Origin of the sequence: Bacillus sp. FSL R5-0447 (assembly GCF_038606125.1) — a bacterium.
Lineage (GTDB): Bacteria > Bacillota > Bacilli > Bacillales > Bacillaceae > Bacillus > Bacillus velezensis.
On record NZ_CP152012.1, the window covers coordinates 2,008,366 to 2,034,036 of the forward strand.

Below are 25,671 nucleotides of genomic sequence, written 5' to 3' on the forward strand. Positions count from 1 at the left end.
ATTGAAAGGGGGTGAGGTTGTTGAAAAAAACGATTTTAGGTGTAGCTATTATTGCGGCTCTGGCATTATCTTTTGTTGCAGGACAAAAATCAGTAAGCATTGCAGCTCCAAACGATGAAATTAGTGTAGCAAGCATTATTCGTGGGGCTTAAAAAATCACAACAGCGATACTACATAATCAATGGTTAGACGTTTGATCCAGTGGATCAGGCGTCTTTTCTAATTTTAAGAGAATGTTCCAGAAATTCATAATATAAAAAACGAGAACATGGGGGAATTAAAATGAAAAAGCGTTTCGCACAAGCACTTTCTTATGAAGACATGGCCAAAGGTTACGAAGAAATGGCACCTATTAATCTTGAAATTTCCCAGGAAGATAATCATCTTGAAAATGAAGCAGATATGGTTAGATCAAAATATAAAGCAAAGGTATCCTAATGAGGATTAAAGACAAATTAGCAGACATTTTAACACATACGTGGGGGATGTGTTTTTTGTCTTGAATAAAAATAAAATAAATCATTGCATATTATTGTAGCAACATATATAATGAAGTTACAAGATGAACGTTGTTGGGAGATGAAACAATGGAAACAACCAGTGCCACTCAAAAGGAAGAGTTGAAGATTACATCATTAAGACAATATCAATACATAAAACAACTAAAGAACTTCACACGCGTAAATCTCCACCTAGAGGATCCAGATGTGTTTACACCTAATAATGTAACTACAATGAGAAAAAATCATAAAGAATATAACCTCATTAAAGAACAAAAGAATTCTATAAAATGCATTTAAGGAGTAAAATTAAAATGAATAATAAATATTACACAGAAGAAAACAAGGCTAAAGTTTGGAAAAAGCATATGATCGTTTTAAAATTTCTAGAGCAGCCTGAGATAGCAGTTGCTTATAATGAGTTCTTACGAAGAGAAGCAACAAGTGATGAATGGGTTGGGTTCGAAGAGGAGCTTTATGAGGAATTGACGGGGATGCCAATTATAAACGTCTGTAAGGACGAGAGGGTAAATGTCCTAAACTGAATTTTATTATAGGATAAAAATAAATTAGGTGTGATAAAATGAATACAGACATCTTAATTAACGCGTTTAAAGAATACGACATGTTAAAGCAAATGAAAATCTGTAACGCCAATATAATGCTGCTGAGTAATAATCACGGTGAAAACGAATGGATTGTTGCGTGGAAAGAATTTGATCAATACTTAATGAAAAAAATGATATGAGGTGTCATTATGGAAGCTCAAAAGAAAGCGTCAACACTAAGGGATTATTCAATATTCAACAACATAAATAGGTGGTTTGATGAATTAGATTTAAGAAACAGGGATCAAAAAACTGGAGAAATTGAAAAGTCTAATACTAGAGCCACGTATGAAAGGCATATAAGAGAGTTTTTCAACCACTATGCTGCCAAGGATATTGAATATTTAACTGACAGTGACCTGGCGATTAAGAAGAGCGACCTGTATGATTATCGAACTCATTTGGCTAAAAATAAAAGCAACTCGAATTCAACAATTAACAATAAGATTGCCGCACTAAAAAGTATGATTAAGTATCTTGAATCTGAACATGATTGTGATGCATCTGTATTTAATTTTAGGCCTCTTCCAACAGAAAAGAACCCAGCAGGTTCTTTTGAAGGAATATCTGAAGCTGATGAATTTGCTGAAGCAGCGTATGTTACTGAGCGTCAGAACAGATTAATGAAAAAGATGTTTATTTTGTTTAGTGCACGCACTGGAGGGCGTAAATCAGAGGTGCTTAGAGTTGGGTGGGATGATATTACTTATTCAGAAAAGCATCAATGCTATCTCGTCAACTTTAAAAAAACCAAGCAAAAAAAGGCTAGGCCAGTTGGAATTTCCACAGCTTTTTATGAAGAGTTGTTGCTGTTAAAGCAAGAGTATGGGGAGCATGAACTGTTATTTCATAAGTTAACAGTTGATTCAATACAGGATATGTGGAATCGCGTATGTAGAGTTATGGGCATTCCAAAAGAAAGAAAGATAACTCCGCATAGTTTACGCAATACTGCAACAAACTTTTCTTACAGCGTTAATGGTGATATTAAAAAAGTTGCAGCGTTCTCTGGTCACAGCAATATCAATGTTTTGAATGATCATTATTTAAACAATGAAAGGGATTATTCTCAAGATCCAGGGGTTTTGGTTGATCAAAAAGAAGACATGTCCTTTTTAGATGATGTTACCTTAGAGCAATATAAAGAATTCTTTTTAAAATCAGACATGTATATACAGAGTAAACTTAAAATGTTTTTAAACAAGTGATACAAATAATCATATAAAAGCTTTACTTGCTTATGAAAATAATGATAAATTTAATATGATTATGTGAGGTGATAATGTGTCTGAAGTTTTGTTGACAACGGATAAACTTTATAAGTTAAAAACTGAAATAGAGGGAAGGCTTATTGATATTAAAGATGATTCCAATATGGTGAAGGAATTAAAAGCTACGATGGCGGAAAAATACAAGGCCCTCCCTGGTTATATCCAAGAAATTTTAAATAATAATGATAATAACGTACAGCGTTTAAACGAAAAAGAAGTGTACATTGTTTCAAAAGAGATGTATTCAATTCTCGGGGCGCCAGCTTTAGATCCGTCAAATTATTTTCCAACCAGATTGGCAAAAGAGCTTGAAGGTGGGAGAGTATTCGCCGGTGAAGAAGTAGTTAAGCTCCCATACAAGTTTAAAAATGTGATTAAAATCAAAGAGGATAACTATGTCACTTCCATTACTGCCAAAGAACTTAGTGAGTTATATAATAGCTCCATCCTGCAGTACAATTACAACACTCAGCGTGAAGGAAAGTATATTAAAGGCAGTCTTATTCCTGTCCCTAAAACAAACCCTAAATCAGTTGATGAGATCAAAGAATTGTTTATCAAAGGTGATTTAATTGTATCAATGTTAACTTTTAACGCTCGTCTTGGAACATCTGATGGTGATGAAGAAGTTGAATATGATCCAAGCACTCAAACCCTCACTGTAACACGCGGAACCTTATTAGATGCTCTAGATGGATACCATCGAATTTCAGGTATTGTTAAGGCCATTGCTGAAGTCCCTGAATTGGATCAACCATTCATTTTAAATGTACTCAATTACGATGAAGAAAAGGCTAAGGTTCACTTTGCTCAAATGAACACAATAAACCCAGTTGAAAAATCCAGAATTGAAGAATTAGGGCAAAAACGGTATTCTTCAACAGTTGTCGAGCAGCTTAAATTTAAAAGTGAACTTAAAAATAAAATAAGCCCACAAAGTGAAATTGGTATCGATAGCAATTTCCTTGTGACATATTATACTTTATCCGAAGCTATAGACGATGCATTTGAGTTGAAATCTCGAAAAGATGCGTTGAAAATTGCGAAATACCTGGTCGACTTTTTTGATAACCTTTTTTATGCCTTCCCAGATGAATTTCTTGAAGATGATTTATCGTCCATTAGAAAGCAATCATACATTAATCATAACGTAATGTTTTACGGTTATGTTTATTTGGCCAAGAAGATGAAGGAAAACAATGTAGAACTAAACAAGCTTGAAAGTATCCTTAATACAATTGACTTTAGTAAGAGCGGAAGAGTGTTTGAAGAATTAGGAAGACGAAATAATGAAAATCAACTGAAGACTGCTATGAAGAAGAAACTAAAGAGAATATTTTATGATGAAATTGCTGTTGTTTAAAGCTTAAAGGAGAATTTAATATGAGTGAAATGTATAATGCTGAATTGAAGGAAAAGTTTTTAGAGAAATACGAAAGTGAAGCAACAAGAAACCATTATTGGCTAAGGCTAAGGGATTTCTCAGCTACAGAAAAAATACTTCAAAAAGACATATTTAATTTTTCTTTGGAAGAGCTGCGTACGTTATTTTTAGATTTAGATAGCAAATCTATAGATTCACTAAGAGGAGCAAGAGCTGTAATTGGACAATACACAACATGGGCAATGGAAAATGGCTTGGCAAACAGTAATATTAACAAAGTGTATCAGATACAGGATGGTGACCTAAAGCAGTTTATAGACAAAAACAAAAAAACACTATTCACCAATAAAGAAGTAGAAGAGTATGTTGATTTTATGGTTAATTATCAGGATAAGGCCATGATACAGGCTATTTATGAAGGTATAGATGGTTATCAGCATTCTGAGTTACTGAATTTAACAGGTGACGATTTACTCGATGATAACAAGGTGAAGCTAGTAGATGATAAACATGGTATAAGAATAATTACTGTAAGTGATAAATGTTATGAGTTGCTTAAGCGTGCTAATGACCAAAGAACATATCATCTTAGCAATGGTTCTCCAGATAGTGGCCTTAAAAACAAATTTGCCACATTAGTTAAAAGCGAAAATATTTTTAGGCTAAAATATAAGAGTTCTAATCAGAGTATGAAAGCTGACAAATTTTTAGTTCACCGTTCTTTTAGTCAGTTTCAAAAATTTTTAGAAGAACCTTTCTTTACACCTAAAAATCTTATCAACTCAGGAAAGCTCAACATGGCGTATGAGATATATAAAGAGAAGGGTGAATTAAAAGTACCTGATTATAAAAAAATAACTCGACAATATGGATTCCTGAATAAAGACGCGGAGTTTAATTCACAATCACTGAGGAAAGTAGTGAATATGGAGAACTTAGAAAAATATTGTATCAAGTCTGAAGTAATTGAGGCTAATTCTTAATCCCTGTTACAGGGATTAACTTTACATAACTTTTAGAGTAAAAATAAAAACAATGTGAATTAACTCGTGATATTTTTAGAAAAATATCAGGATTTTGTTCATATTTTTCAGAATTCGACAAAGTTAGACAGAGACAAATTTGTACATATGCAGTAAAATAGTTCTATACCCTGAAAAGGGTACAAAGAGGTTCGCTAGGCCAAACTCCCTAGCGTTTAAGTCAATGTTTGATTTTCCATTCATAGAGATCTTCAATCGAACAGTTAAGTGCAATAGCAATGATTTTAGCCGTTTTTATATTCATGGAAGGTCTAAAGCCGTTTGCATAGTCACTTAATCTTTGCGTACTAATGCCTGTTCGCTTTGAAAGTTCTCCTAAGGACATTCCTCTACTTTCAAGGAGAATGGATATCAAACATTGTCCGATTTCAACCTCCAGCATCGGACAACCTCCTGTTATAGTATTGCTTATCATACTATATCAATTCTTTCCAAGTTTTTAAATGAAAGAAAAAAGATTTGCCACTAACTAGGTAAAAGGTTATAATTAAGTCACCAAAAAGGGAACGTAAGTTCGGTTAATTACTACCAGAGAGAGGGAAACGTATGTCAGAAAAGGATTATTTCATTCAAGGGGAGCTGTGCATACCTTTTTTCGGCAGAATAAAAGCCAAGAATGAAGAGGAAGCACTTTTGTTCGCATATCAATCAATTAAAAAGAAATTAAGAAATAAAACAGGGAAAATGGGGTTTCTTCAAAAAGATCAAGAAAAATATGAGGCACTATTTGATGTAGACATCATGTGTACAGAGGATGCAGAAATAACAACCTCTTATGCCGAAGAAATAGACGATTCGTTTGAAAATGAAGGCTATAAATCTTCTCAGCTGTTATCAATAAAATAAATGCACATACACATCTTGTCAGTCATCATGAGACATAAAAAATTGGTGACTTTTTAGTCAGACTGGAGCATACAATGGATTTTAATCTTGAAATTGACTTGAAAGACATTATGAGATCAGTTTCCATGAGTGTTGGTTCTAAGAACATACAAAGTGGAGATTACTACATAGAAATTATTTTTAAAAACAATGGGGATTGTTTGAGGATTAGAATGGATCATGCTTCAGTTTTAGAATTTAGAGACAAAATAAATGAAACTCTTTGGAAACTGGACGGCATGAAGACGTTTATGAAGACAGCAGCTTTACAGTATGAGTAAAGCTGATTTTTTTAAAATAATTTAGAGTAAAAATAAAATAAGTATTTACAACATTTGGTTGAGGTTATATAATCGAATTAGAATAAGGAAAGGAGATAGCTTTAGTTATTGATTAATGAACCAACTAATAATCAAATAAGAACAATGGTTTTAAGGAAATATGCAAAGCTCTTAGCATCATGTGAAAGGTCTTTACGCAGCATAGATAATGGTGAAATCAGAATGGCAATTGGAGACTTGGATTTTGTTAAAGACAATTTAGAGGAAATACAATACATACTTCGTGATGTTGTGAATCAGCATGAATATATTGAGGATAAAAATAAAATGTAAGTTTTATAGAATTCAGATAAAGAGGAATAACATGGGTGCATTAATCGCTAAGCAGCCGAATGGACGGTACTGCCGATTTAGTTCAGTGGTAGACTGCCCAACGCACATAAATATGACGCGTGAAGACTATTTAAATAATTTTACTGGGACAACAAAAGGAAGGGAAGATGCTGAAGATACACTTGCAAATTATCTCCGGCCGTTTCACGAAGTTATAAAGTGGTATACACCGTTGAATATGAGAGAAAAAGAGTTTGTGAAGACGCTAAAAGAAATGTGTGACGAAAACCCAAAGGAGGCACGGAAATTATGAACACAGCATACAGAGTGTGGGCCGATAGGCGATAGCGAGGAGTGAAGTAATGAAGAGTTTATGTTGTGAAACCGTGTGGGTTGGATACCTATGAAAATACTGCGCCAATCTTTGAAAAGCCTTTAAAGTTTGCTTTGCGGTCTGACATTAAAAATCTAACACAAAACACTGGCGATCATCGAAAACGTACTGAGTAAATCATGCTAAAAGAATTGATAACCAGAATGGAAAGTCATCTTCAGTCTTTCGAAAAATTAGAGTTTCTAAGAAGGATCAATGCGCGAATGGATCCATTCAAAAAAGAAATTAGAAATTTAATAGGAGGAAAAAATGAATACTTTGAAAAATTTTTCAGTTGAAAGTGGAAAAGAGTTGTTTATTTTTGAATACCAAGGAAGAACAGCAACAATTTCCACAGAACTTTTAGCTTTTGAGGGTTATACACACCCAAAGAAGGCTTGGAATGATGTAAAGGAAAGAGAGTGCTTTGAGACTGGATACGAATTTGAAACATTAGAAGGAGAAGAATTAAAAAGATTTAAGAATACTATAAAGCAAAGTGACGACCTTACTCAGGTCGTAACCAATTCAGTGACGACCTTGTATGATCAGTATAAGTCAGTTCCTAGAATAGATATTGTTTTCGAAGAGGGAATATTCGGAACAATGTATGCATCAAACTCAGGACACGCAACTCACTTTAAAAAATTTATGCGAAGAGAAGTAAGTCCCAGTTTAAGACAAGAGGGGAGGTTCGATCAGATTGAAAATGAACTAAAGAAAATTGAAGATGAGAAAGAAAGAACTCTTAGAATCAAAGTAAAAAGATATGCCGATATTGTATATCTTGACGAGAATGACTTAGTTGCATTAAATCAATTAAACACATATAAAACGGAATTAAAACTTTATTTGAGTTCTAAAGAAATTGCCGAAGTTACAGAAAAAGTAGATCAAATAGAGGCTAAACTTTCTAAAACAACTGTTCTTCGGGATGGTGATATGTCACCTGATGCAATAGCGAAAAAATTCAATGTGTTTTCTATATCGAATTTACCACATAATAGATTTGCTGAAAATCTTGCTAGAGATCTAGGGATTTATTTATCTCCTCAAGGAAATATTGGCTATCAAGATGAATACATCAGTATTAATTTAACAGACAAGGGAGGGAATACTGTCCCAGAAGTTAAGTATAGCAGAGCAGCATATAATCTTATGGTAGAACATATTGAAAAAAATGGGCTAGTCATTACTGATCCAAAGTATTTCTCAAGAGGTAAGAAAAAAGGAAGTTTTGATCATAGTTATATTTTATTTAATGGAACGAGACAAATTAAAATTAACGAAAAAACCTATAAGTATTACTGTGAATCACAAGAAACTGTGTAATTGGATAAAAGTAAAATTTTAAAGAGAAAGGAAGAGGAGTAATGATTAAAGGGATGGTTAAATATGAGCTGCTTAAAACAAGCGATGGTGTACTAAGACTGGCAGAGGATACACTTTGCGGCGGGTTTTCACTTGGTATTAGAACACCTGAAGGAGCTGATTGGAGATATATCAGTGATGAACTTGGGCAGTTGCTAATTAAAGAGCTTTCTAATAACCACAAAGATGATGGCGACCATGAAAACCAAAATTCCAACTGTTGAATTAAAGGCATGTTACACAAAGAACAGCAGACATCTGAAGAACTATCCAGACAGTTTAACAGTTGAAGTTAAATCAAAATAAAACTGAAGTTTAAAGAAAAGAAATGACTTCGGAGCCGGCAGACGCTATATTAAAATTAAGTGATTAAAGGGTAAACACAAAACTTTTGAAGTTTAGCAGGGGGCTTAGCGATGAAGATTAGACAAAGATATGAATGTGGGGCTGATAAAATTGCTATTCAGTATTCCATTGATGAAAAAGGGATGATTTCCAGCCTTAAAGAAGTGAATTGGGACTCAAGCACTGAAGCGGGTGAAATCTTACTTCCGAGAATTGAAGTTACTGACAACTGCTTTAATAAGATAATTAACAATCCCAAAATGGTCTAAGATTGGATAAAAAGACTGTTTTAAAGAAAGGGTGAGAACCGATAGTCAATTTCAAAAAACTTAGTGATCCTGAATATATTAAGCAGATGGGAATTGAGAGAAATGAACGTGAGCGGATATATCAAGAAAAGGAGACTTTAAGAAAGAAAACGGTGTGCTTCACTGGTCATAGGCCGAACAAATTGGGTGGATATGATATGAAAAATCCAACAATGCTTAAACTCAAAGAAAAGCTGCTTGAAGTAATTGAAGAATTAATCACTAAGGAAAACAAGTCCAGGTTCATAACTGGTGGAGCATTAGGAACTGATCAGGCTGCTTGTTGGTGTGTACATATTCTAAAGAAGAAATACCCACATATTAAAAACATAATTGCTACACCTTTCAAAGAACAAGATAAAGTGTGGTCTGAAGAACAAAAAATGTGGTACAAACGTATGCTTGATGTGGCAGATGAGATTACCAATGTTGAAGAATTAGATAAATATAAAGTTAGTGGAGCTGTATCAGGGGAATTTTCATCGGCTAAAATGCAAAAACGAAATGAATACATGATTGATCACAGTGAAGCAATAGTAGCTGTCTATGATGGAAGTAAAAGTGGGACAAGGAACTGTCTGAATTACGCTAGGAAAACATACTTAGGACATCAAATTTGGAGGCTACATCCGAAATGTGATTTTGAATTGGATATAAGCTATACGCCTGGATGAGGAGGAACATATAACATGAAGGAATTTAAAATTGTGAATTTAGATGGAGTTAATTGGGGATCGCATAATGATGAAACTTTAGATTTCAAAGAATTGATTACAGGAGGAACGATTGCAGTAGGCGACGTTGTTAAAGTTGAAGGACTAGGCGATTGCCCACTTCCTCTAAGGGAGAACCAATTTTGCATAACATTTAACAAAGAAAATGAATTGTTTCTTGAAGAACCATTCACTTTAGAAGAATGCAAATCATTGTTTGGTGCAGAATTTAAATATTGAATTAAAAGGATTATTTCATTGTAAGGAGGAAGGCACATAGGTTATTTAAAGCACATAATTGATACAGCCTGGTTTAATTTAGTTTGGTTTAGATGGCATCTTGGAGCGGACATAAGCGTATTTGACGGCTGCGGATGGAATACATATAGATATTTGAAGAATAAAAATAAAATAAGTGGAGGTTACAAGGGTGATCAAGAGGAATCTGCTTAGCAACCACGTTGATGAGATTATTGGTGAATATTACGCTGCTAAAGGATATTCAGTCCATAGCATTGAACACCAGGAAAATGGACAACTGATTGTTGTTACGGAACGAGTAGCTGAGGAGAAGGAACAGGCAAAGGTTGATATTGCCTTTGATTTCATACATAAAAGATTGCACAGGAAGAAGCGTTTAGCATAAAAAAGGGCAAAGAGGGATTAACACTCTTTACCGTTAGGTTTCTTTTTTAGACGATCACAGATAAATTTCATTATACTGATAGCTATTGCAACAGATCCAATTATTATTGTGATTTGAAGGATGAATATTGCTCCGAAATTTATATTCACATTGTCAAATAGGTCACTGGAAAAGGAAAGAAGCTTATGAATACCCAAGGCAAGTATGAAAAAGGAAAGGCATATTACGACAAGGGATGCTTTAGAATAATCTTTAGCATGGTCAAAATTATAAATTGCTATTGATAAAAATAATAAACCCGTAGCGATCTTGTGGGATAACGAATCATCGGCCGAAAATGATTGCGCCACAATACTGATGATTAATCCAGTAATACCGATTGTTTTATTCAAGGGATCACCCACTCGTATGTAAGTTTGGTATGAGTTTACCAATTAAAGGGGATTTTCTCAAGATGATACACATTAAAGTTAAATTAAAATCGTGATTTTAAACAATGGGAGGCAGCAAAATGAACACTTATATAGTAACCAAGGAAACAGAATACTTTAGCAATGAGCCAATTAAAAAGGTACTTTACGCGGGTTCCAATAAAGAAGTTGCCTTTAGCAAAATTGATAACACTTCAGGCAACAGACTGGTATTAGATGTTTGGTTTGATGGTATTAAGATTAAATCTTTCATCAGAATTCATAACGATGAATGGCAAGTGGGTTTTGATAAATTGGCCAATACAAAGAAAGAGATTGAAGACTACAGTACCAAACTAAAAGAGGCACAATCCTTTTTAGAAATGTTGGAGAGAGCTGAACAAGTCTAAATAAAAGATAGTTTTCAACTAAACATATAAGGATGGATCGTTATCGAAATTATAAAAATCCGATAACGATCGCAGAAGGGGTGTTAATCTCTATAACGCCTTCTTTCCTCAAAGTCATCGGGATACTCATTCTGCTTTGACTTGAATACAAACCAAATTATAGCAGCTAGCATGTAATCCATGACTTTTTCAAAAATCCAATTTGTGAAAAGATCCATAAGAATTTTCATTGCCTTTCGCCTCCTGAGACAAAAATGTCCTATCTCTCTTAGATGGCATGTGTATGACACGCATCTATTAATAAAAGAGTGAAAAGCAATACGAAAATCAAAAAAGAATTGAAAAAACATAAAAAATATAGAGGTGGAGTAAATGGCAGAAACTAAGGCGAACACAAATACAAAGATTCACGTATTGGTTGATGAAAAACTAGGTGGCACCAAGCGGGAATACATTGAGGTCGATCGGAAGGCGGAGGTTGGGGAGAATATCATAATCGTTGAAAAAGTGGATTTCGAAGAATGGTACGAAATCGGCGATATTTTTACGGTAGACCGTACTTACCACACAGCGGATGGAGCCGTGTATTGCGACGACGCATCATCCGTTAATAATACTTACGGACTTATCCATCTCTCAGAATACCGGGTACTCGAACCGACCGACATCATCCACATTAATGGAATGCGTTATGAAATGGTTGATCGCAAGGCGGAAGCGGGCGAAAAGGTTATTCATGTTTATAAAGGAGAGTCGAATGGCATTGTCCGAATTGTCCGCAAAGCCGGCGATGATGGAGTAGATGTTGATACATACGAAGATGAGGGAGAATTATATAGCGGCTTTTATCATGGACATTATTACGTTCTCGTCCCTCTAGATAAAGAGAAGACCTTTGAAAATAAAAATAGTGTATACAAAGAAGTCAAAAACTACATACATAATGAATTAGGTATTTCAAGGCAAGACGTACAAGAAATGATTAGTATAGCGGTTTCTAATGAAGTTCAGAAGATGTCAGAGTCAGGAAAACTGGATAGATTTGCGGGAGAAAAGATTGAATCACTTATTGAAGAAGGGTTTAGAAATGGAGATCGACTGCTGTATGGATTTAAAGAAAGGGTGTCACAAACAGTTTCCGATGAGGTGGGTAAACGGATTGCAAACGTGTTAAATATTAATGTGGAATTAAAGGAGGAAAAGAATTGATCAAGAACGAACGAGAAGATTATTTAAGCAGGCTTGCTGAATACGGATTAACAGAAGAAGAGGAAGAGGAAATGTCCAATATTTTAAATGATTTTGTGGGCTATGATATTTGGTGATCATATTAGAATCAAAATAAAATAGTTATTTTATAGAGAGGTGATAATAATTTTTGAGGTAACTACTGAGGATATTTTTAGCTGTAAAAAATGTGGTCATACAGTGATGTATGAGCCGGGTCTCCAGTTTGAGGTAAATTGTCACCGGTGTAATGCAATTCATATTATCAATCGTTTGCAGATAGTGCTTTTATCAGATCTAACTAATAGCAACATGTACTAAATTTTTATTTGGTGTGTAATGGCGAGTCACTAAGGAATTATGTAACGGAGAGATTAGACTCTCCAGGATTCAAAGGAAGGTATGCGTAGTTTACCATGCTTAGTCTTAAATCTGTGCTTAACCTTACATAAGATCGGTTCTATAAATACATATTCATCAGATTCAGACTTTACATGTTTCATAGAGTGGAACTTACTTCGTTCTGCGTTCGGCATGAATTCCATAAATCCAGCTGCAGTACCATCAGGATAAGACAGAAGAAACTTTATATCCTCTTTGGTGTAGCCTGTGATAAGCACATCTGTGTAATCATAGTTAATCACTTTCAGCCAGCTATGGGAACGTTTATTGATTTCATAAGGGGAGTTAGCTTTCTTTAGTACGATTCCTTCAAGATTCTTTTCTTTGGCTAGATTAAAGTAAGCTAATCCGTTTCCTTGCAGGCCTTCAATAACAAAGACATTATTATGATCAAGCTTAAGGTCTAAAAGGACGTTTTTACGTTCAGTGAGCGGCTTATTAGCGATTGAATGCCCATCAATATAAATTACATCGAATACACAGTAAACCACCTTATGGGCTGATTTCTTAGACATAAAGCGTTCCATCACGGCTTCGAAATCTGGAGCGCCTCCTGGGGTAGCAACAATGATTTCACCATCTATAACAGTTCCGTTGGGGATATCGAGATCCAACAGTTCTGGGAACTTGCTTGTTACTTCATTGTTGTGACGAGTGTAAAGCTTTATCTGATCATTAAACTTGGAGAGGATCAGTCTAATTCCATCAAACTTCAGCTCGGTAATATAACCATCGTCATCAAATGGCTCTTTGATTGAATGCAATAACATTGGCGATACAAACAATATATCACCTCCTACTTAGAACATAATAGCTAAGCGAAGGTGATATATAAAGCAAAATGACTGTGGTACTTAATGGGATTCAATGAGCTCCGGTGAGTTGTTTTTAGGTGAGTTAACTAAGGATGAAACTTGATAAGCTTCCATGTCATTAGAGTTGTACGGCAACAGTAAGCTCTGAAGATAATCAGGGTCAGTGTTTTTAGGATTTAGCCATTCCTTTTCATTCTCATCTGTAAGGATAACTGGCATCCGATCATGAATGTCTTCCATAAGCTCATTAGGCTTTGTTGTGATGATTGTGCAAGTATACAGCGGATTTCCTTCTGACGTGTTCCACTTTTCATATAAGCCGGCAAAAGCAAAGAGATTGGAGGATTTGAGCTTAATACGCATAGGAATCTTAGTCTTTGGATCAAGACGCTTCCATTCATAAAAACTGTCAGCTGGGATGATACAACGTTTGCTTACGAGTGGCTTTCGAAAGCTGGGTTTCTCGGCCAATGTTTCAGCACGAGCATTAATCATTTTATACCCGATCTTTTCATCCTTAGCCCAAGGAGGTATAAGACCCCATCTAAGTTTGCCCAGACGATTATTTGATCCATCATTAATGATTGTCAGGATGTTTTGTGATGGAGCGACATTATAGCTTGGGTTGTATTCGTCTTCAGACAAAAATTGGTCTATATTGAACTGTTCGATGATGTCGTCAAACTCAGAAAATAAAGTGAACCTGCCACACATGTTCATCATCCTTTAGGGTTTTTGAATATTGTACAGGCTTGATACACGAAAATCAAAAAGGAGGAATGTGATGAAGCAGCAAACAGTTGAGGTTAAAGAAGTGGATGTGTTAATTAGAGGGATATGGACAAAGAAGAAGTTCACTGATATTCAAAAGGGGCAAACCTTTAAGATTAAGGAGAATGGAAGAGCAAAGAAATACATAGCAAGAACAGATCCTTATTGGGATGACATGTATGAGACTTACATAATTGATTTATTGGATAAAAATAAAATAAGTGTATTAGGGTGATGTTTCTGAATTTATTGAGAGATGCACGGATATTAAGAAGAGAACTTTTCCTTGGAGCTTTAGCGTTAGTAGGTATGAACTTGTTCGTATATTTTCTATTTGGTGGTTTAACTGCCATAGACAATCAGAGGATAATAACACGAAGAATTGGAATGTTTGTTGTAAGCATTGGAATACCATGTTCTTTTATTCTAAAGTACTTGATCGTTTGGAGACCGTTAATCCGTAAGGTAATGGAAGAGTTAAAGGAAGAAGATCAGAATGAACGTACGCTCAAGAAATATGAATTTCTAAGAAAGAAATTTGATAAAACAGAGATTTATAAGGATGAAAATAGATTAAAAATGGAGGCGGAAGAATGAGAGAAATTAAGTTTCGAGGAATGAGCATTAATGGAGAATGGTATTACGGCAACCTATCAATCATTAAGCAAAGAATCAAAAGCATGGGTATTGATCCTGGTTCTTATATCTCTAATAAAGCTGGGGTTCCATTTGCTTACAGTGTGAGATCAGAAACAGTCGGGCAATACACCGGATTAAAGGACAAAAGTGAGGCCGGGCAGGAGATTTGGGAGGGAGACATTCGAAAAGACGCTTTGGGGAGAATATTTAAGGTTGTTTACGACAATGATTTAGCCGCATTTTACGGAGAATATACTAACGGTCATTATGAGTCTCTTGGCGATTGCGGGGCAGATTCTGAATTTCTCGGAACAGTCTATCAAAATCCAGAGCTTTTGGAGTCTAAATAAAAACGATATTTTATTTAAGGGGGTGATAACATGTGAGTTATCTATGTGATTTGAGTTTTAAGAATAAAACAAAAATAAAAAGGAGTGGTTGTTAATTGTTGAGGATTAAAAACAGAATAGAGGAACTGTTAAAAAAGACTAAAGGAGCAGAAAAGAGAGACTTTGGACGGTACACTCTAATCTGCACACTTCACCCTGAAGCGAAGCTATTAAAGTATAGCACAGTTAAGAAGACTTTTCCAGTCTTGGTGACTGCTCTGGTTTCATTCCTGAATCCAGTGAGTATTTTAGCAGCGGACAAGTATCGGAACTTTGAAGAGCTTAAAGCTAATGAATCCCCGTTCAATTTCAGTGTATTCTCAAAAGAGAAAGACACCGATGTATTAATTCTTGCTCCCCATGGAGGTGGCATAGAAGGGGGAACAAGTGAGCTTGCAAAGGAATTAAGCGAAGCATACTCTACATATCTTTTTGAAGCTTTAAAGACACCAGGAGCATTTGATTTACACTTAACCAGTACGAATTTTGATGAACCACAAGCACTTGAAATGTTGAAGGAACATGAGTTCACACTTTCACTTCACGGGTACGCAAGTAATGATCAACATGTTTTAGTTGGCGGCACAGATCGGGAGAAAGCTGAAGCGATAACAAACACATTAAATAATGCCGGTTACTCTGCAGAGCTTCTTGATGAGGGGACGAGGTTATCCGGTAGCAGTCCAAATAACGTGGCCAATAAAAATAAAACAGGAAAGAGCATTCAACTTGAGTTAAGTACTGGACTGCGAAAATCAATGTTTAACACCTTTTCTCTCAAAGGGCGCTCAGGAACAAGAAATGAGACCTTTTATAATTTCATTGACACTCTTTCACGGTTTCTCAGTGAAAATGTAGAAGGGAACGGTTTGACAACATGAACATGGAGCAGTCCTTATACTATTTTGTTGATGCTCTGGATTGGGGAATTGATGATAAAGGGTCAAATGCAATTGAAACAACAGAAGGAATAAACCGAGCTTTAGAGTATGCAAGCTCAAAATCATTCTATAAAGTACATATTCCAAAAGGTACCTATCTAATTGATGCTGTGAATATGTCAAGGCGGTTGCCTGAATTCGGTGGAGGTATTAATGTTCCTTCGAATATTGAGTTAATACTTCATCCAGAGGCTGTTTTTAAAGTGTTGCCTAATGATTCTCAAGGCTACTCCTGTTTTTATATTGGCCAAGCGAGCAATGTAACGATTCGTGGCGGTCAAATTATAGGGGATCGATACGAGCATGATTATTCAAAAGTAACTTCAATTAAAAGGACACATGAATGGGGATACGGAATTCATATTCATGGCAGCAGTAATGTGTTAATTGAAAATGTGCAAGTCTCTGACTGTATTGGAGATAACATTTGGATAGCAGCCGATGGGATGATGAACACTTCAGGAGCGTATACGCCTTCAAAGAATGTAACCGTTCGAAAGTGTACTCTTTTAAGAGGGAGAAGAAATAATCTGGCTACCAATGGTTGTGAAGGTCTTCTTGTAGACGACTGTGATATAGAGGAAGCTGGGGGAGATACCATTGGGCCACAATTAGGAATTGATTTAGAGGGTTTTGGAGAAAACGGAATTAAGTATGATCACCCATACAAATTAACTGTACGAAACTGCCGGTTTAAAAATAATGGGCGTGGATCCGTTACAGCTCACACAAGCGGTGAAGTAAACTTAGAAGGAAACTTTAGTGACAATGTTATCTCTTATGGATACAGCACTGATGTCAGTGTTAAGGACAACAAGATTATTAATAAGGGAAAATCCAAGAAATATGGAATTGACTCGGTGGGTGTTTCAAGCACGGAGTCAGGAAATAGAGTACAAATCAGCGGTAACACTGTAAGAGGGTTTGAAATAGGCATATGTGTAAGAGGTAAAGGGATTGATGTAACGAACAATATACTTGAAAACATCGCGGCTTGTCCGATTGCAACACATGAAGCTGAAGATGTTTTTATTTCGAATAATCATATTGAAAACAGCGATTGTATACAAGTTCAAGTGCGAAACTCAAAAGATGTGAGAGTTACAAATAATAAAGGGGGAAATACCACATCTGCTTATGCCATTAAAATCATGGATTCGAACCGTGTAAGCTTTGCAATTAATGAATTTGCAAATGTGCACGGGGGAATTTATTGTGAGAGGTCTCAATCAGTTCGTTTAATGTTGAATGACCTATTCTTAAGCGGAAGTGGATACGGCATCTTTTGGGATAAGGATTCTGAAGTGTATTTCAACAGAAATGAAATTCATAATCCAAGAAATGTTGCAATCAAAGGTACATCCGAGAAATACAGCTGTCAGATCAGTGAGAATCAGATTTATTTCTGTAAGTCATTGATTGCTATCCACCTGACAGGTGGTTCAGAACACATGTTAAACAATAATGAGATCATGTTTAATCGTTCAACAGACCAGGGATATGGAGTGTATTTGGAGAATACGGACAAAGTACGGCTTGTAAGAAATGATGCGCGGGGAATTGGAGGTAAGCTATTATCTCACCCTTATTGCACAGATAAAGCAAAGAATACAACGTTAATTCATAACACATATGATAGTGGAACGCTGAAGACAGCAGAAGGAGATGTTGTAGTCTAAATAAAATTGTAGTTTTAACAAGATTGGGAGATGGATATATGGCCAATATTTTAAGTAAAGAACAAGATGAAGCAATCCGGTATTTCAAGAACAAGCTAAACATATCGGAAAAACTGTACATATCCCTAATTAATTTTAATCTGCTTAGAGATAAACACGAAGACTTTGGCAATAGACTATATGAGCTTTATAAAACAGATCCTTATCTGTATATCAAAGCGCTCAAAGAAGGTTACGTGGTTGATCAGCCAATTGAATTTAATGAAGCAATTGTGCGGTTCTATGATGGTGAAGAACTTGCTGTAATTCATAAGACCACTGGGAAAAGATATAATGTAAATGTAAAAATGAAAAAGCTTCCTGACGGTTTTACGCTGCAAACAATGAACATGTGGTCATGGAGTGAAGTTGTTTAATTTTAGAATTTTCACTCGTTTTGATTTGTCATATCGTTAAGTGGGTACATTAAGGATGAGAAGGAAAAGGTTCTCTCATAATAATGTTAAGGGGTGTTTAATGTGTTGGTATATGAATATGGCAGAACGAAGCAAGAAGCTCTGTCTAACCTATGTAGAAAAATGATCCGTGAGTACCCAGATGAAACTTTCACAACGGACTTTGCAAAAGTTTCTGATTACGGTAATGAAGGATCAGATAAGAGATACGCAGCTGAATTTCGGGTATAGGATAGTTTGTTATACAGAAGCGCCTAAGTAAAGGTGCTTCTTAACTCTCGATATGATTTTATAAAATTACGCTGTTGGGGGTGGAAACAAGAAAATCATTCTTCAGATGCAGTCTGTACCCCAATTGTAAAGAAACTCATTAAAACTTTTCAGAATAAAAATAAAATAGTTATTGACCATGCCGTTTTAATGATGTAAGATTAAGTTATCCCAAAGAGAGAAAGGAGGAAAGAGATGAAAAAGGAATTAAAGATACTGAAAGTATCTGCCGAAGCCTTGCATACCTACAAAAATGATGTAAAAAGGAATTACAACATTGACGAAGACCAAGCAAGAAGAAAATTAACCAGGAATGTAATGTTGGTTAAGGAATTTAAACCAAGAGGAATTAAAAGAGGTCTTTTTTCTAAAACATATTCATATGGAAACTTAAAGATCACAATCCGGCATGGAACAGTAATAAGGATTGAAAATGTAAAAGGTGATCCTGAACCTTGGGACTTTCCAAAAAAGAGATACATAGAATTAAACAAGCTACTTGGTATTAGGGATTGTAAGTTTAGTAGCAAGTCTCATTATAGGCATTTTAAGAGTAAAAATAAAATATAAAATTAACGGAGGCGTTATATTGAGCAAACTTTATAATACATTTGAATTTATTGGCAACCTATTTATTTCAAAAAATAAAGAGAAATTCCATGAAATTAAGGAATATGACAGCGGATGGGTTAAGGAACGGTTAAGCTTCGCAGTTCAAGAGTCAAAAACAAACAGTGTTTTTGTTGAGATTGAAGGTGGTTACTCAAAAAGTAAACAAAATAAAGTGTTTTCATTTAGCAAGGGTACAGAAAATGAAAAAGGATCAAGACTCGAAATTCCATGGGAAGATCGGTTGAAAGAAGAAACAGTAAACATGGTTGCTGATTTTTCTAAGATCCTAATTAACTTAAACGATGAGTCAACAAGAGCCAAATTAAATGAATTGAAATTTAAAATTAGAGGGTTGGAAATGAAAGGCTCTCTTACTGAAGAAGAAAATAAAACTTTATCTACTCTCAAGGGAGAATATAAACAATTAAACGTAAACGGTGCAGAATTCATTCATGAATATGATGCTATTCAGTACTTGTCCCAAAACCTCGAAAAGCATAAAGACAATAAATTTAAAATCACAGGCAATATTGAATACAATTCATGGAATGGACGGAATTTTAGAAAGTTCAAAATCAAAACCATTGAAATTGTAAGTAGTGATACACCATCTCAACTAAGAGCCACCATGGATGTATTTTTCACAAGTGAATCTTTAGATGAATCGTCATTTGAGGAAGAAAAAAGGTACTTTGTTGATGCGTACGTACTTAGCTATGATAATCAGGCAAAAAAAGATCGATTTTTTCCTCAGCAATTAGTCATCAATGCACAAAAATTGGACTTTGAAAATGAATTACATATGAAACGGTTAGATCTCTTGAAAAACTTCTTTAAAGTTGAAAATGATGAAGTATTTCACCTTCAATGGGTTGTGAATATTTTCAGGGGTGCTGATGAGATTGAGTTTACCGAAGAGGAACTCACGGAAAGTCAAAAGGAAATGATTGCTTTAGGTTTAAACACACTGGATGACTTTAAACCTAAAGGAGGGTTATTGGGCGAAAATCGTGAAGAAAATAGACTTTTAAAACCTATTTTAAAAAAGATTAATGATTCTAATGATTTTACAGAAGGTGCCGCAACATCTACATATGAAATTGAAGATCTTACATATATTCCACAACAGATTCAAAATTCTACACCACCCGTAGAAAAAGAAGAACCTAAAGTGACTGAAGAAGAAAAAGATAATGCATTTGATGAGTTATTTGCTTGATTTGAAAAGACCTAACTAACATTTATTTAAAAACAATAAGGAGATGTTTATCCATATGGCAAGAAAATTTGGTAAAAAGAATAAAATTAAAGTTAATCCTCTCGATTATAACACTGGAATTATTGGTGAATCGGGGATCGGTAAAACAACTCTAGCTAAAGAAGTTTGCGAAAAATTAGTCGGAGAAGACGGGTATATAATCTTGAATATTGGTAAAGAGGATGGTATTGATGCCATCCCCAATGCCTCTTATGAAGATGTTCCTGATTGGACAACCTTTGATGAAATTACTAAAGATATTATTAAAAACAGAACAACAGATTATGCTGACTTAAAGGTTTTAGTATATGACACATTTGATGAGTTGATTAAAATTACAGAACCAGAAGTTATTAGACTACACAATAAAGCAAATCCTGAAAAAAGAGTGAATACCATTAAAGCAGCATTCGGTGGTTTCCAGGCAGGAGAAGACAAGGTAATTGAGTTAATTCTTGAAAAGATGTGGAAACTTAAAAAGGTCGGTATTAGCATGTTTATTTTAGGTCATACGAAGAAAAGAACAATGACAGACGTAGTTACTGGTTTGGAATATGACATGCTGACAACCAATATGACACATAAATACTTCAATGCGATTAAAACCAAGCTCCACGTCTTGGGAGTAGCATCTATTAATCGGTCAATTGAAAAGAAAACAGTAAAACAAAAAATTGGGCCTGACAAAACAGTGGGAACAGTTGTTGATGAATCAAGAATCATCACTTTTAGAGATGATAACTTTAATATTGATTCAAAGTCAAGATTCTCAGATATCACACCATCAATTCCATTAGATCCGAATGAATTTATTAAAGCAATTGAACAAGCTATCCATGTGGCTTTTGATAAACAAAAAAATAACACAAATAACATTGAAGAAGAAAGAAAAGAACAAGAGCAAATTAAAGAAATTCAAATTCACAACGAAGTTAACAACTCATCTTTTATTGATAAAGAAGAGAATGAGAGATTGGCAGAAGAGATTAAGACACTATTCCCTAATGCAACTGACGAAGCTAAGGGGGAAATGAAGAAAATTATGGATCAATTTAATATGAAAGATTTTAAAGGGGTAGACATTGTACCAACTACAGCATTCGAAAAGATAGTCGAAGCATTATCTAATTGAAGGAAAAGAGGGGGAGAGTCTCCCCCTTATCAATAGGAGAGGGTATTCTTGGCCAGAAGATGTGTATGTCAAATATGTAAAGCTAATGGAACTGTCGATACTTTTTTCAGGGTTTCTGACGATAAGGGGAAAAATAAATACTACTGTTCTAAGGATGAATATGAAAACTATATCAAGGATAAGGTGAAACGAAAAAACCTCTTAAATTACATAGCGAAAGATGTCTTGAATTATAGCGAGGGTCAAGTCATTTCTCCAATTTTTCTAAAAAAGATAGCCGAACTAAAAAGTTTTTATGATTATGAAGTGATACAAATTTGCTTTGAGAAGAACCAACAAACAATTCAATATTGGTTAACAAATAAAGAGTTTTACAATGAGTATGGAATGATTAGCTATATTTTTAAGATTGTTGAAAGTAACATCAATGATGTTTATAAGGAATGGCTACACGAGCAAAATCAGAGAATGATTGAAAAAAATCATCATCTTGATATTGCAATTGTAAATCAAACTAATATCGTTGCTTCCACATCTTTAAAACAAAACAATTCACCAAAAAATATAACAGAGTTTCTGGATGGGGAGGACGAGTATTGAACAACTTAGATTCTTATCCAAAGGAATTAGTTGAAAACAGGGGACAAATTGAAGGAAGCTTTATATTTTGTTTATGGAAAAACCCTGATTTGTATGAGGATTATAAAGACCACGTGAGGGCGGATAGAGATTTTCTAACAGAAGACGGGAAATTTTATTACTCTCTAGGTTTAGAACTGAGCAACATGAATTATAAGAGCTTTGATGATGCAAGTGTTTTCAGCTACATAGAAGGTAAAGAAACATTAAAAAATGGTTTTATTCGGCGAGGTGGAATGAAAACCATTGATGAACTCAAGCACGTACTAAACGATGAAAACGTTGAGACATACTATGATGAACTGATTAAATTTAACATGATACTAAAGCTTCATGATAAGGGATTCAATGTTTCGAACGAGCTTGATAAATTCAAAAAAATGACGAGTCAGCAATTGTACAGTTACTTTGAATTTCAATTAGATAATGTTTTTCTAGGTCGAGGTTCAGGAGTTAAAATTGAAGATCTGGATTTGAATGAAGAGTTTGTCGAATCAATTGAAAACGGGGAAGAAATGGGATTAAGCTATTCAGCTGCATGTCCATTATTGAATTATCACACGCTTGGACTTCATAAATCTAATGTTCAAATTTTTGCTGGATTTAGTGGGACAGGGAAAACAAGTTTTTGTGTTTCTTCTTATATCATGTCAATTTTGGATCAGGGTGAAAAGGTAACAATTATCGCCAATGAAATGAATAAAAGGGCTTGGCAACATATTTTTATGGCAACAATTTTAAGTCATAAACTTGGTTATTATGGTTTACCAAGAAAGAAACAAAAAATGGGCAACCTGAAGCATGAGCAAAAGGAAATGTTACAAAAGGCAATTGAATATTATGAGAAGCATTACAAGGGGCGTATCAAATTTGCCAAGATATATGATTACAGCATTAATGATGTAAAGAGAATAATGAGAAGAATGGCAAAACAAGGCTTCGGTTATATGCTTTACGATACATTTAAAGCTGAAGATGCTGCTTCAACTAATGTAACAGGTGAGCTAATTGAAGCTTCAAAACAGTTATTACAAGTTGCGGAAAAAGAGGATATTTGTATCATCATTACAATGCAATTAGCCATTTATATGGAGAATACAAGATATCTAACAGCGTCTTGTTTATCAAATGCCAAAGCAGTTAAGGAGATTGTTTCCGAGTTAGTTCTAACAAGACCTTTATGGGAAGATGAATTCCCAGGAGGAAAATTCGATGTTAAACCCTATAGATTCAAAAAAGACTCGTCGGGAAAATTTACTAACATTAAAGAAGAAATTCAGTTAGACCCAAATAAGAAGTATAGATTATTCTTTTTGAATAAGACACGGAATGACGAAGGCGATACAGTGTTGCTATACCAATTTGACGGTGCATGGAATAAATGGATTGAGCTCGGTTATTGTACTCCTAAACATCAGAGAACTACAGAGCGGACATGATTACCAAGGGACGGTGAAATCATGGACGTATATGATCTTAAGAATCACATTATTGAAAAGCCAGATTACATAGAACTTATTTTAGAAAAGACGGGGTTTTACAACGTTGATGAACGCGGAAATGAGTATAGATGTGCAAGAAAAAAAGGAAGAAATCCGACATCAGTAAAAGTAAATAAAACCACTTTAGGTGCAACCTGTTTTTCAACCAACTTAAAAGGTGACTTGATAACACTTGTTCAAAATAAATTGGGTTTATCTTTTCCAAAAACAATCAAAAGGATATCTGAAATAGTTGATTATAAAAGTGAAGAAGAATATAAACCACCTGAGTTACCATTCGGAGGTTTTTATAAGAAGATAAGAAAACTAAGTAATCCATTGGATTTGGATCTAGAAACATATTCCGATGACATTTTAGATCAATTTGTATCTGTTCCAAATAAGTTGTTTTATGAGGATGGAATATTACCTATAACCCAATCTTTGTTCCAGGTTGGTTACGATAGTGTTTCCGGAAGAATAACGGTTCCATGGAAATCTCTTAGTGGTGAATTGTGTGGTGTAATGGGGCGCCTTAATAAGAAGGAAGTTAATGATGAAGAAACAAAATGGTTGCCTATTATTTCATTTCCCAAGTCCAAAACGCTATACGGGTTTGTTGAAAATTACGGTTCAATTAGAGAAAAGAGCATTGTTATGATCGGGGAATCGGAAAAACATTCAATGTCCTTAGCAAGTAAGGGATTGAATGTTGGAGTTTCTTTAGGCGGTAGCTTTTTAAGCGAAATTCAAGCAAATCACATAAAATCAATGTTTCCGAAAAAGTCATTAGTCATGATGGATGAAGGATTAGGTGAAGAACATAGCGTAGAAATTGCCAACAGCCTAAAGTTTGAAAATTTCTTTGAAAATGAAGTTGGGTACATATTTGATCGTGAAAACAAGTATCTGCCTAAGGGATCAAAAATGGCACCAGCAGACCTTGATAAAAACACTCTACACCGTCTAATTAGAGACTGTACAGTTTGGATATGAAAAGGAGATGATTGATTGAAAGAAAAATTAAATGAATTGAGACAACAAGGGAAAAACATTTATTCCTTTTCAAAGCTCGGAACCTTTAATAACTGTGAATATGAATACTACAATACATACGTTTTGAAAAAGAAAGGCATAGATAATATTTATACCCTTATGGGTTCTGAATTACATAACGGGATTGAACAGATTTATAAAAATGAATTAAACATTGGAGAATTTAAAAAGGGATTTGAAAATAGATTAATTGAATTAGAGCTGAATGGAGTCAACTTTCCGAGTGACTCAATCGGGGACAGCTGGAAAGCAGACATTGGTCATTTCCTAAACAATTTTAATAAAATTGACAGCAAAATGGTTTTAGAGAAGCTGCTTGTATTTGAAATATCAGATGGAATATATCTTCAAGGATATGTAGATGCAATCCTGCCCAGTGAAAAAGGAAAACCGTACGTTAGTATTTATGACTGGAAGACATCAAGTAAGTTTGCCGGCAAGAAATTAAATGAAGCAGGAAGACAGTTATTGATGTACAAGCTTGCGTTGGAGCAAACAACTGACTTAAAAGTAGATAAAATCCTATGGTTCATGGTGAAATACGTTTATGTATGTACCCAAGGAAAAACCAAAGTGAAAAAGAAAATGTGTAACAGGGGTAAGTGGGTAAAGGAAATACGAATGCAGCTAGAAAAAGAGATGCGCACTCTGGAATATGATGATTTCGAAATTGACCTGTTGTTAGATAACGCAGTAAAAGAAAATAGCATAGACTGCTTACCTGAAGAGATTAAAAATAAGTATTGGCTTGAAGATTGTTTAGTTGAATACGAAGTTACTGAAGAGAAAATTAATGAACTGAAAGAATATATTACTGATACTGTTAAAAAGATTGAAAATAAAGACCGCGAAAATGAAACCCAATGGGAACCAGTGAAAATAGATAAATACAATTCCTTTTATTGTAGTGTCTTATGTGGTCACCGAAAAACATGCAAGTTTTATAAGGATTTTTTAAATAAATCATCAAATAAATTTAAGAAAAAGGATAAGACTGATTTGTTTGATAACCTATTTTCTTAGG

38 protein-coding genes are annotated in these 25,671 nt (G+C 34.7%); 33 read left to right on the forward strand and 5 right to left on the reverse strand.

Going from position 1 to position 25,671, the window contains the following annotated elements; all coding sequences use genetic code 11:
• Positions 1-11 precede the first annotated feature (11 nt).
• The 8 genes from NYE68_RS09980 (at position 12) to NYE68_RS10015 (ending at position 4,746) form a co-directional block, all read left to right on the forward strand.
• A complete protein-coding gene (locus NYE68_RS09980) occupies positions 12-152 on the forward strand; it encodes a lysogeny pheromone AimP family peptide (protein WP_342494104.1) in 141 nt (46 codons plus the stop codon).
• 130 nt (positions 153-282) lie between these two features.
• Positions 283-438, forward strand: coding sequence for a hypothetical protein (locus NYE68_RS09985; protein WP_179288787.1), 156 nt, complete (start codon positions 283-285; stop codon positions 436-438).
• A 149-nt stretch (positions 439-587) separates the two neighbouring features.
• Complete coding sequence (locus tag NYE68_RS09990) at positions 588-800, forward strand: hypothetical protein (RefSeq protein WP_014472000.1); 213 nt, start codon at positions 588-590, stop codon at positions 798-800.
• Positions 801-814: 14 nt separating this feature from the next.
• A complete protein-coding gene (locus NYE68_RS09995; RefSeq protein ID WP_014471999.1) occupies positions 815-1,045 on the forward strand; it encodes a hypothetical protein in 231 nt (76 codons plus the stop codon).
• Positions 1,046-1,083: 38 nt separating this feature from the next.
• A complete protein-coding gene (locus NYE68_RS10000) occupies positions 1,084-1,248 on the forward strand; it encodes a hypothetical protein (RefSeq protein ID WP_215532382.1) in 165 nt (54 codons plus the stop codon).
• Between the two features lie 9 nt (positions 1,249-1,257).
• Complete coding sequence (locus tag NYE68_RS10005) at positions 1,258-2,316, forward strand: tyrosine-type recombinase/integrase (protein WP_095353254.1); 1,059 nt, start codon at positions 1,258-1,260, stop codon at positions 2,314-2,316.
• A gap of 76 nt (positions 2,317-2,392) precedes the next feature.
• Positions 2,393-3,742, forward strand: a complete 1,350-nt coding sequence (locus tag NYE68_RS10010) for a DNA sulfur modification protein DndB (RefSeq protein ID WP_045207908.1) — start codon at positions 2,393-2,395, stop codon at positions 3,740-3,742.
• Between the two features lie 20 nt (positions 3,743-3,762).
• A complete protein-coding gene (locus NYE68_RS10015) occupies positions 3,763-4,746 on the forward strand; it encodes an integrase (RefSeq protein ID WP_095353255.1) in 984 nt (327 codons plus the stop codon).
• A gap of 220 nt (positions 4,747-4,966) precedes the next feature.
• Here NYE68_RS10015 and NYE68_RS10020 read toward each other — a convergent pair whose 3' ends face one another.
• A complete protein-coding gene (locus NYE68_RS10020; protein WP_045207905.1) occupies positions 4,967-5,188 on the reverse strand; it encodes a helix-turn-helix transcriptional regulator in 222 nt (73 codons plus the stop codon).
• Between the two features lie 164 nt (positions 5,189-5,352).
• Between NYE68_RS10020 and NYE68_RS10025 the strand changes: the two genes are divergently transcribed.
• The 10 genes from NYE68_RS10025 (at position 5,353) to NYE68_RS10070 (ending at position 10,061) form a co-directional block, all read left to right on the forward strand.
• Positions 5,353-5,652 (forward strand): hypothetical protein, encoded by a 300-nt coding sequence (locus tag NYE68_RS10025; RefSeq protein ID WP_045207904.1) that lies wholly within the window; start codon positions 5,353-5,355, stop codon positions 5,650-5,652.
• 74 nt (positions 5,653-5,726) lie between these two features.
• Positions 5,727-5,972, forward strand: a complete 246-nt coding sequence (locus NYE68_RS10030; RefSeq protein WP_045207902.1) for a hypothetical protein — start codon at positions 5,727-5,729, stop codon at positions 5,970-5,972.
• Between the two features lie 108 nt (positions 5,973-6,080).
• On the forward strand, positions 6,081-6,305 hold the full coding sequence (locus tag NYE68_RS10035; RefSeq protein ID WP_069007467.1) for a hypothetical protein: 225 nt from the start codon (positions 6,081-6,083) through the stop codon (positions 6,303-6,305).
• Positions 6,306-6,336: 31 nt separating this feature from the next.
• Entirely contained in the window at positions 6,337-6,618 is a 282-nt protein-coding gene (locus tag NYE68_RS10040) for a hypothetical protein (RefSeq protein ID WP_342494105.1), read from the forward strand.
• A 330-nt stretch (positions 6,619-6,948) separates the two neighbouring features.
• Positions 6,949-8,010, forward strand: coding sequence for a hypothetical protein (locus NYE68_RS10045; RefSeq protein WP_342494106.1), 1,062 nt, complete (start codon positions 6,949-6,951; stop codon positions 8,008-8,010).
• Positions 8,011-8,051: 41 nt separating this feature from the next.
• The gene (locus tag NYE68_RS10050; RefSeq protein ID WP_224443665.1) at positions 8,052-8,273 is read left to right on the forward strand and encodes a hypothetical protein; all 222 of its coding nucleotides are present in this window, start codon (positions 8,052-8,054) and stop codon (positions 8,271-8,273) included.
• Between the two features lie 192 nt (positions 8,274-8,465).
• Complete coding sequence (locus tag NYE68_RS10055; RefSeq protein ID WP_224443666.1) at positions 8,466-8,663, forward strand: hypothetical protein; 198 nt, start codon at positions 8,466-8,468, stop codon at positions 8,661-8,663.
• A gap of 86 nt (positions 8,664-8,749) precedes the next feature.
• Positions 8,750-9,376: an SLOG family protein gene (locus tag NYE68_RS10060; protein ID WP_342494107.1), complete on the forward strand. Its 627-nt coding sequence runs from the start codon at positions 8,750-8,752 to the stop codon at positions 9,374-9,376.
• 15 nt (positions 9,377-9,391) lie between these two features.
• Positions 9,392-9,655 carry a hypothetical protein gene (locus tag NYE68_RS10065; RefSeq protein ID WP_053574305.1) on the forward strand — a complete coding sequence of 88 codons (264 nt, stop codon included), beginning with the start codon at positions 9,392-9,394 and terminating at the stop codon, positions 9,653-9,655.
• A 190-nt stretch (positions 9,656-9,845) separates the two neighbouring features.
• Positions 9,846-10,061, forward strand: coding sequence for a hypothetical protein (locus NYE68_RS10070; RefSeq protein ID WP_342494108.1), 216 nt, complete (start codon positions 9,846-9,848; stop codon positions 10,059-10,061).
• A gap of 17 nt (positions 10,062-10,078) precedes the next feature.
• Here NYE68_RS10070 and NYE68_RS10075 read toward each other — a convergent pair whose 3' ends face one another.
• Positions 10,079-10,453 (reverse strand): YoqO family protein, encoded by a 375-nt coding sequence (locus NYE68_RS10075; protein ID WP_342494109.1) that lies wholly within the window; start codon positions 10,451-10,453, stop codon positions 10,079-10,081.
• 119 nt (positions 10,454-10,572) lie between these two features.
• Between NYE68_RS10075 and NYE68_RS10080 the strand changes: the two genes are divergently transcribed.
• Positions 10,573-10,881, forward strand: a complete 309-nt coding sequence (locus tag NYE68_RS10080; RefSeq protein WP_222893576.1) for a hypothetical protein — start codon at positions 10,573-10,575, stop codon at positions 10,879-10,881.
• 83 nt (positions 10,882-10,964) lie between these two features.
• Here NYE68_RS10080 and NYE68_RS10085 read toward each other — a convergent pair whose 3' ends face one another.
• On the reverse strand, positions 10,965-11,111 hold the full coding sequence (locus NYE68_RS10085) for a hypothetical protein (RefSeq protein WP_342494110.1): 147 nt from the start codon (positions 11,109-11,111) through the stop codon (positions 10,965-10,967).
• 142 nt (positions 11,112-11,253) lie between these two features.
• On the opposite strand from NYE68_RS10085, the gene NYE68_RS10090 reads away from it, so the two are divergent.
• Complete coding sequence (locus NYE68_RS10090) at positions 11,254-12,090, forward strand: hypothetical protein (RefSeq protein ID WP_342494111.1); 837 nt, start codon at positions 11,254-11,256, stop codon at positions 12,088-12,090.
• 392 nt (positions 12,091-12,482) lie between these two features.
• Here NYE68_RS10090 and NYE68_RS10095 read toward each other — a convergent pair whose 3' ends face one another.
• Together NYE68_RS10095 and NYE68_RS10100 are read right to left on the reverse strand one after the other, a co-directional pair.
• Positions 12,483-13,295 (reverse strand): ATP-dependent DNA ligase, encoded by an 813-nt coding sequence (locus NYE68_RS10095; RefSeq protein WP_342494112.1) that lies wholly within the window; start codon positions 13,293-13,295, stop codon positions 12,483-12,485.
• 69 nt (positions 13,296-13,364) lie between these two features.
• The gene (locus tag NYE68_RS10100) at positions 13,365-14,039 is read right to left on the reverse strand and encodes an SOS response-associated peptidase (RefSeq protein WP_053574160.1); all 675 of its coding nucleotides are present in this window, start codon (positions 14,037-14,039) and stop codon (positions 13,365-13,367) included.
• Positions 14,040-14,109: 70 nt separating this feature from the next.
• Between NYE68_RS10100 and NYE68_RS10105 the strand changes: the two genes are divergently transcribed.
• The 13 genes from NYE68_RS10105 to NYE68_RS10165 all read left to right on the forward strand — a co-directional run bounded on the left by NYE68_RS10105 (position 14,110) and on the right by NYE68_RS10165 (position 25,670).
• The gene (locus NYE68_RS10105) at positions 14,110-14,331 is read left to right on the forward strand and encodes a hypothetical protein (protein ID WP_053574161.1); all 222 of its coding nucleotides are present in this window, start codon (positions 14,110-14,112) and stop codon (positions 14,329-14,331) included.
• Positions 14,331-14,693, forward strand: a complete 363-nt coding sequence (locus NYE68_RS10110; RefSeq protein WP_342494113.1) for a hypothetical protein — start codon at positions 14,331-14,333, stop codon at positions 14,691-14,693. Before NYE68_RS10105 ends, NYE68_RS10110 begins: the two co-directional genes overlap by 1 nt.
• On the forward strand, positions 14,690-15,085 hold the full coding sequence (locus tag NYE68_RS10115; protein ID WP_220007225.1) for a YopX family protein: 396 nt from the start codon (positions 14,690-14,692) through the stop codon (positions 15,083-15,085). Before NYE68_RS10110 ends, NYE68_RS10115 begins: the two co-directional genes overlap by 4 nt.
• A 95-nt stretch (positions 15,086-15,180) precedes the next feature.
• The gene (locus NYE68_RS10120; RefSeq protein WP_160182784.1) at positions 15,181-16,005 is read left to right on the forward strand and encodes a poly-gamma-glutamate hydrolase family protein; all 825 of its coding nucleotides are present in this window, start codon (positions 15,181-15,183) and stop codon (positions 16,003-16,005) included.
• Positions 16,002-17,744 carry a right-handed parallel beta-helix repeat-containing protein gene (locus NYE68_RS10125; protein WP_160182783.1) on the forward strand — a complete coding sequence of 581 codons (1,743 nt, stop codon included), beginning with the start codon at positions 16,002-16,004 and terminating at the stop codon, positions 17,742-17,744. The genes NYE68_RS10120 and NYE68_RS10125 overlap by 4 nt, the downstream gene beginning before the upstream one ends.
• Before the next feature lie 38 nt (positions 17,745-17,782).
• Complete coding sequence (locus tag NYE68_RS10130; RefSeq protein ID WP_020954103.1) at positions 17,783-18,160, forward strand: hypothetical protein; 378 nt, start codon at positions 17,783-17,785, stop codon at positions 18,158-18,160.
• A 504-nt stretch (positions 18,161-18,664) separates the two neighbouring features.
• Positions 18,665-19,039 (forward strand): hypothetical protein, encoded by a 375-nt coding sequence (locus NYE68_RS10135; protein WP_069007268.1) that lies wholly within the window; start codon positions 18,665-18,667, stop codon positions 19,037-19,039.
• Positions 19,040-19,058: 19 nt separating this feature from the next.
• Positions 19,059-20,300 (forward strand): hypothetical protein, encoded by a 1,242-nt coding sequence (locus NYE68_RS10140; protein ID WP_215532374.1) that lies wholly within the window; start codon positions 19,059-19,061, stop codon positions 20,298-20,300.
• Between the two features lie 55 nt (positions 20,301-20,355).
• Positions 20,356-21,471: an AAA family ATPase gene (locus NYE68_RS10145; protein ID WP_053574344.1), complete on the forward strand. Its 1,116-nt coding sequence runs from the start codon at positions 20,356-20,358 to the stop codon at positions 21,469-21,471.
• A 48-nt stretch (positions 21,472-21,519) separates the two neighbouring features.
• Positions 21,520-22,071 (forward strand): hypothetical protein, encoded by a 552-nt coding sequence (locus NYE68_RS10150; protein ID WP_215532373.1) that lies wholly within the window; start codon positions 21,520-21,522, stop codon positions 22,069-22,071.
• On the forward strand, positions 22,068-23,549 hold the full coding sequence (locus NYE68_RS10155; RefSeq protein WP_094295836.1) for a DnaB-like helicase C-terminal domain-containing protein: 1,482 nt from the start codon (positions 22,068-22,070) through the stop codon (positions 23,547-23,549). Before NYE68_RS10150 ends, NYE68_RS10155 begins: the two co-directional genes overlap by 4 nt.
• Before the next feature lie 21 nt (positions 23,550-23,570).
• On the forward strand, positions 23,571-24,587 hold the full coding sequence (locus tag NYE68_RS10160) for a hypothetical protein (protein ID WP_342494114.1): 1,017 nt from the start codon (positions 23,571-23,573) through the stop codon (positions 24,585-24,587).
• 15 nt (positions 24,588-24,602) lie between these two features.
• Positions 24,603-25,670, forward strand: coding sequence for a PD-(D/E)XK nuclease family protein (locus NYE68_RS10165; protein ID WP_342494115.1), 1,068 nt, complete (start codon positions 24,603-24,605; stop codon positions 25,668-25,670).
• Position 25,671 lies beyond the last annotated feature (1 nt).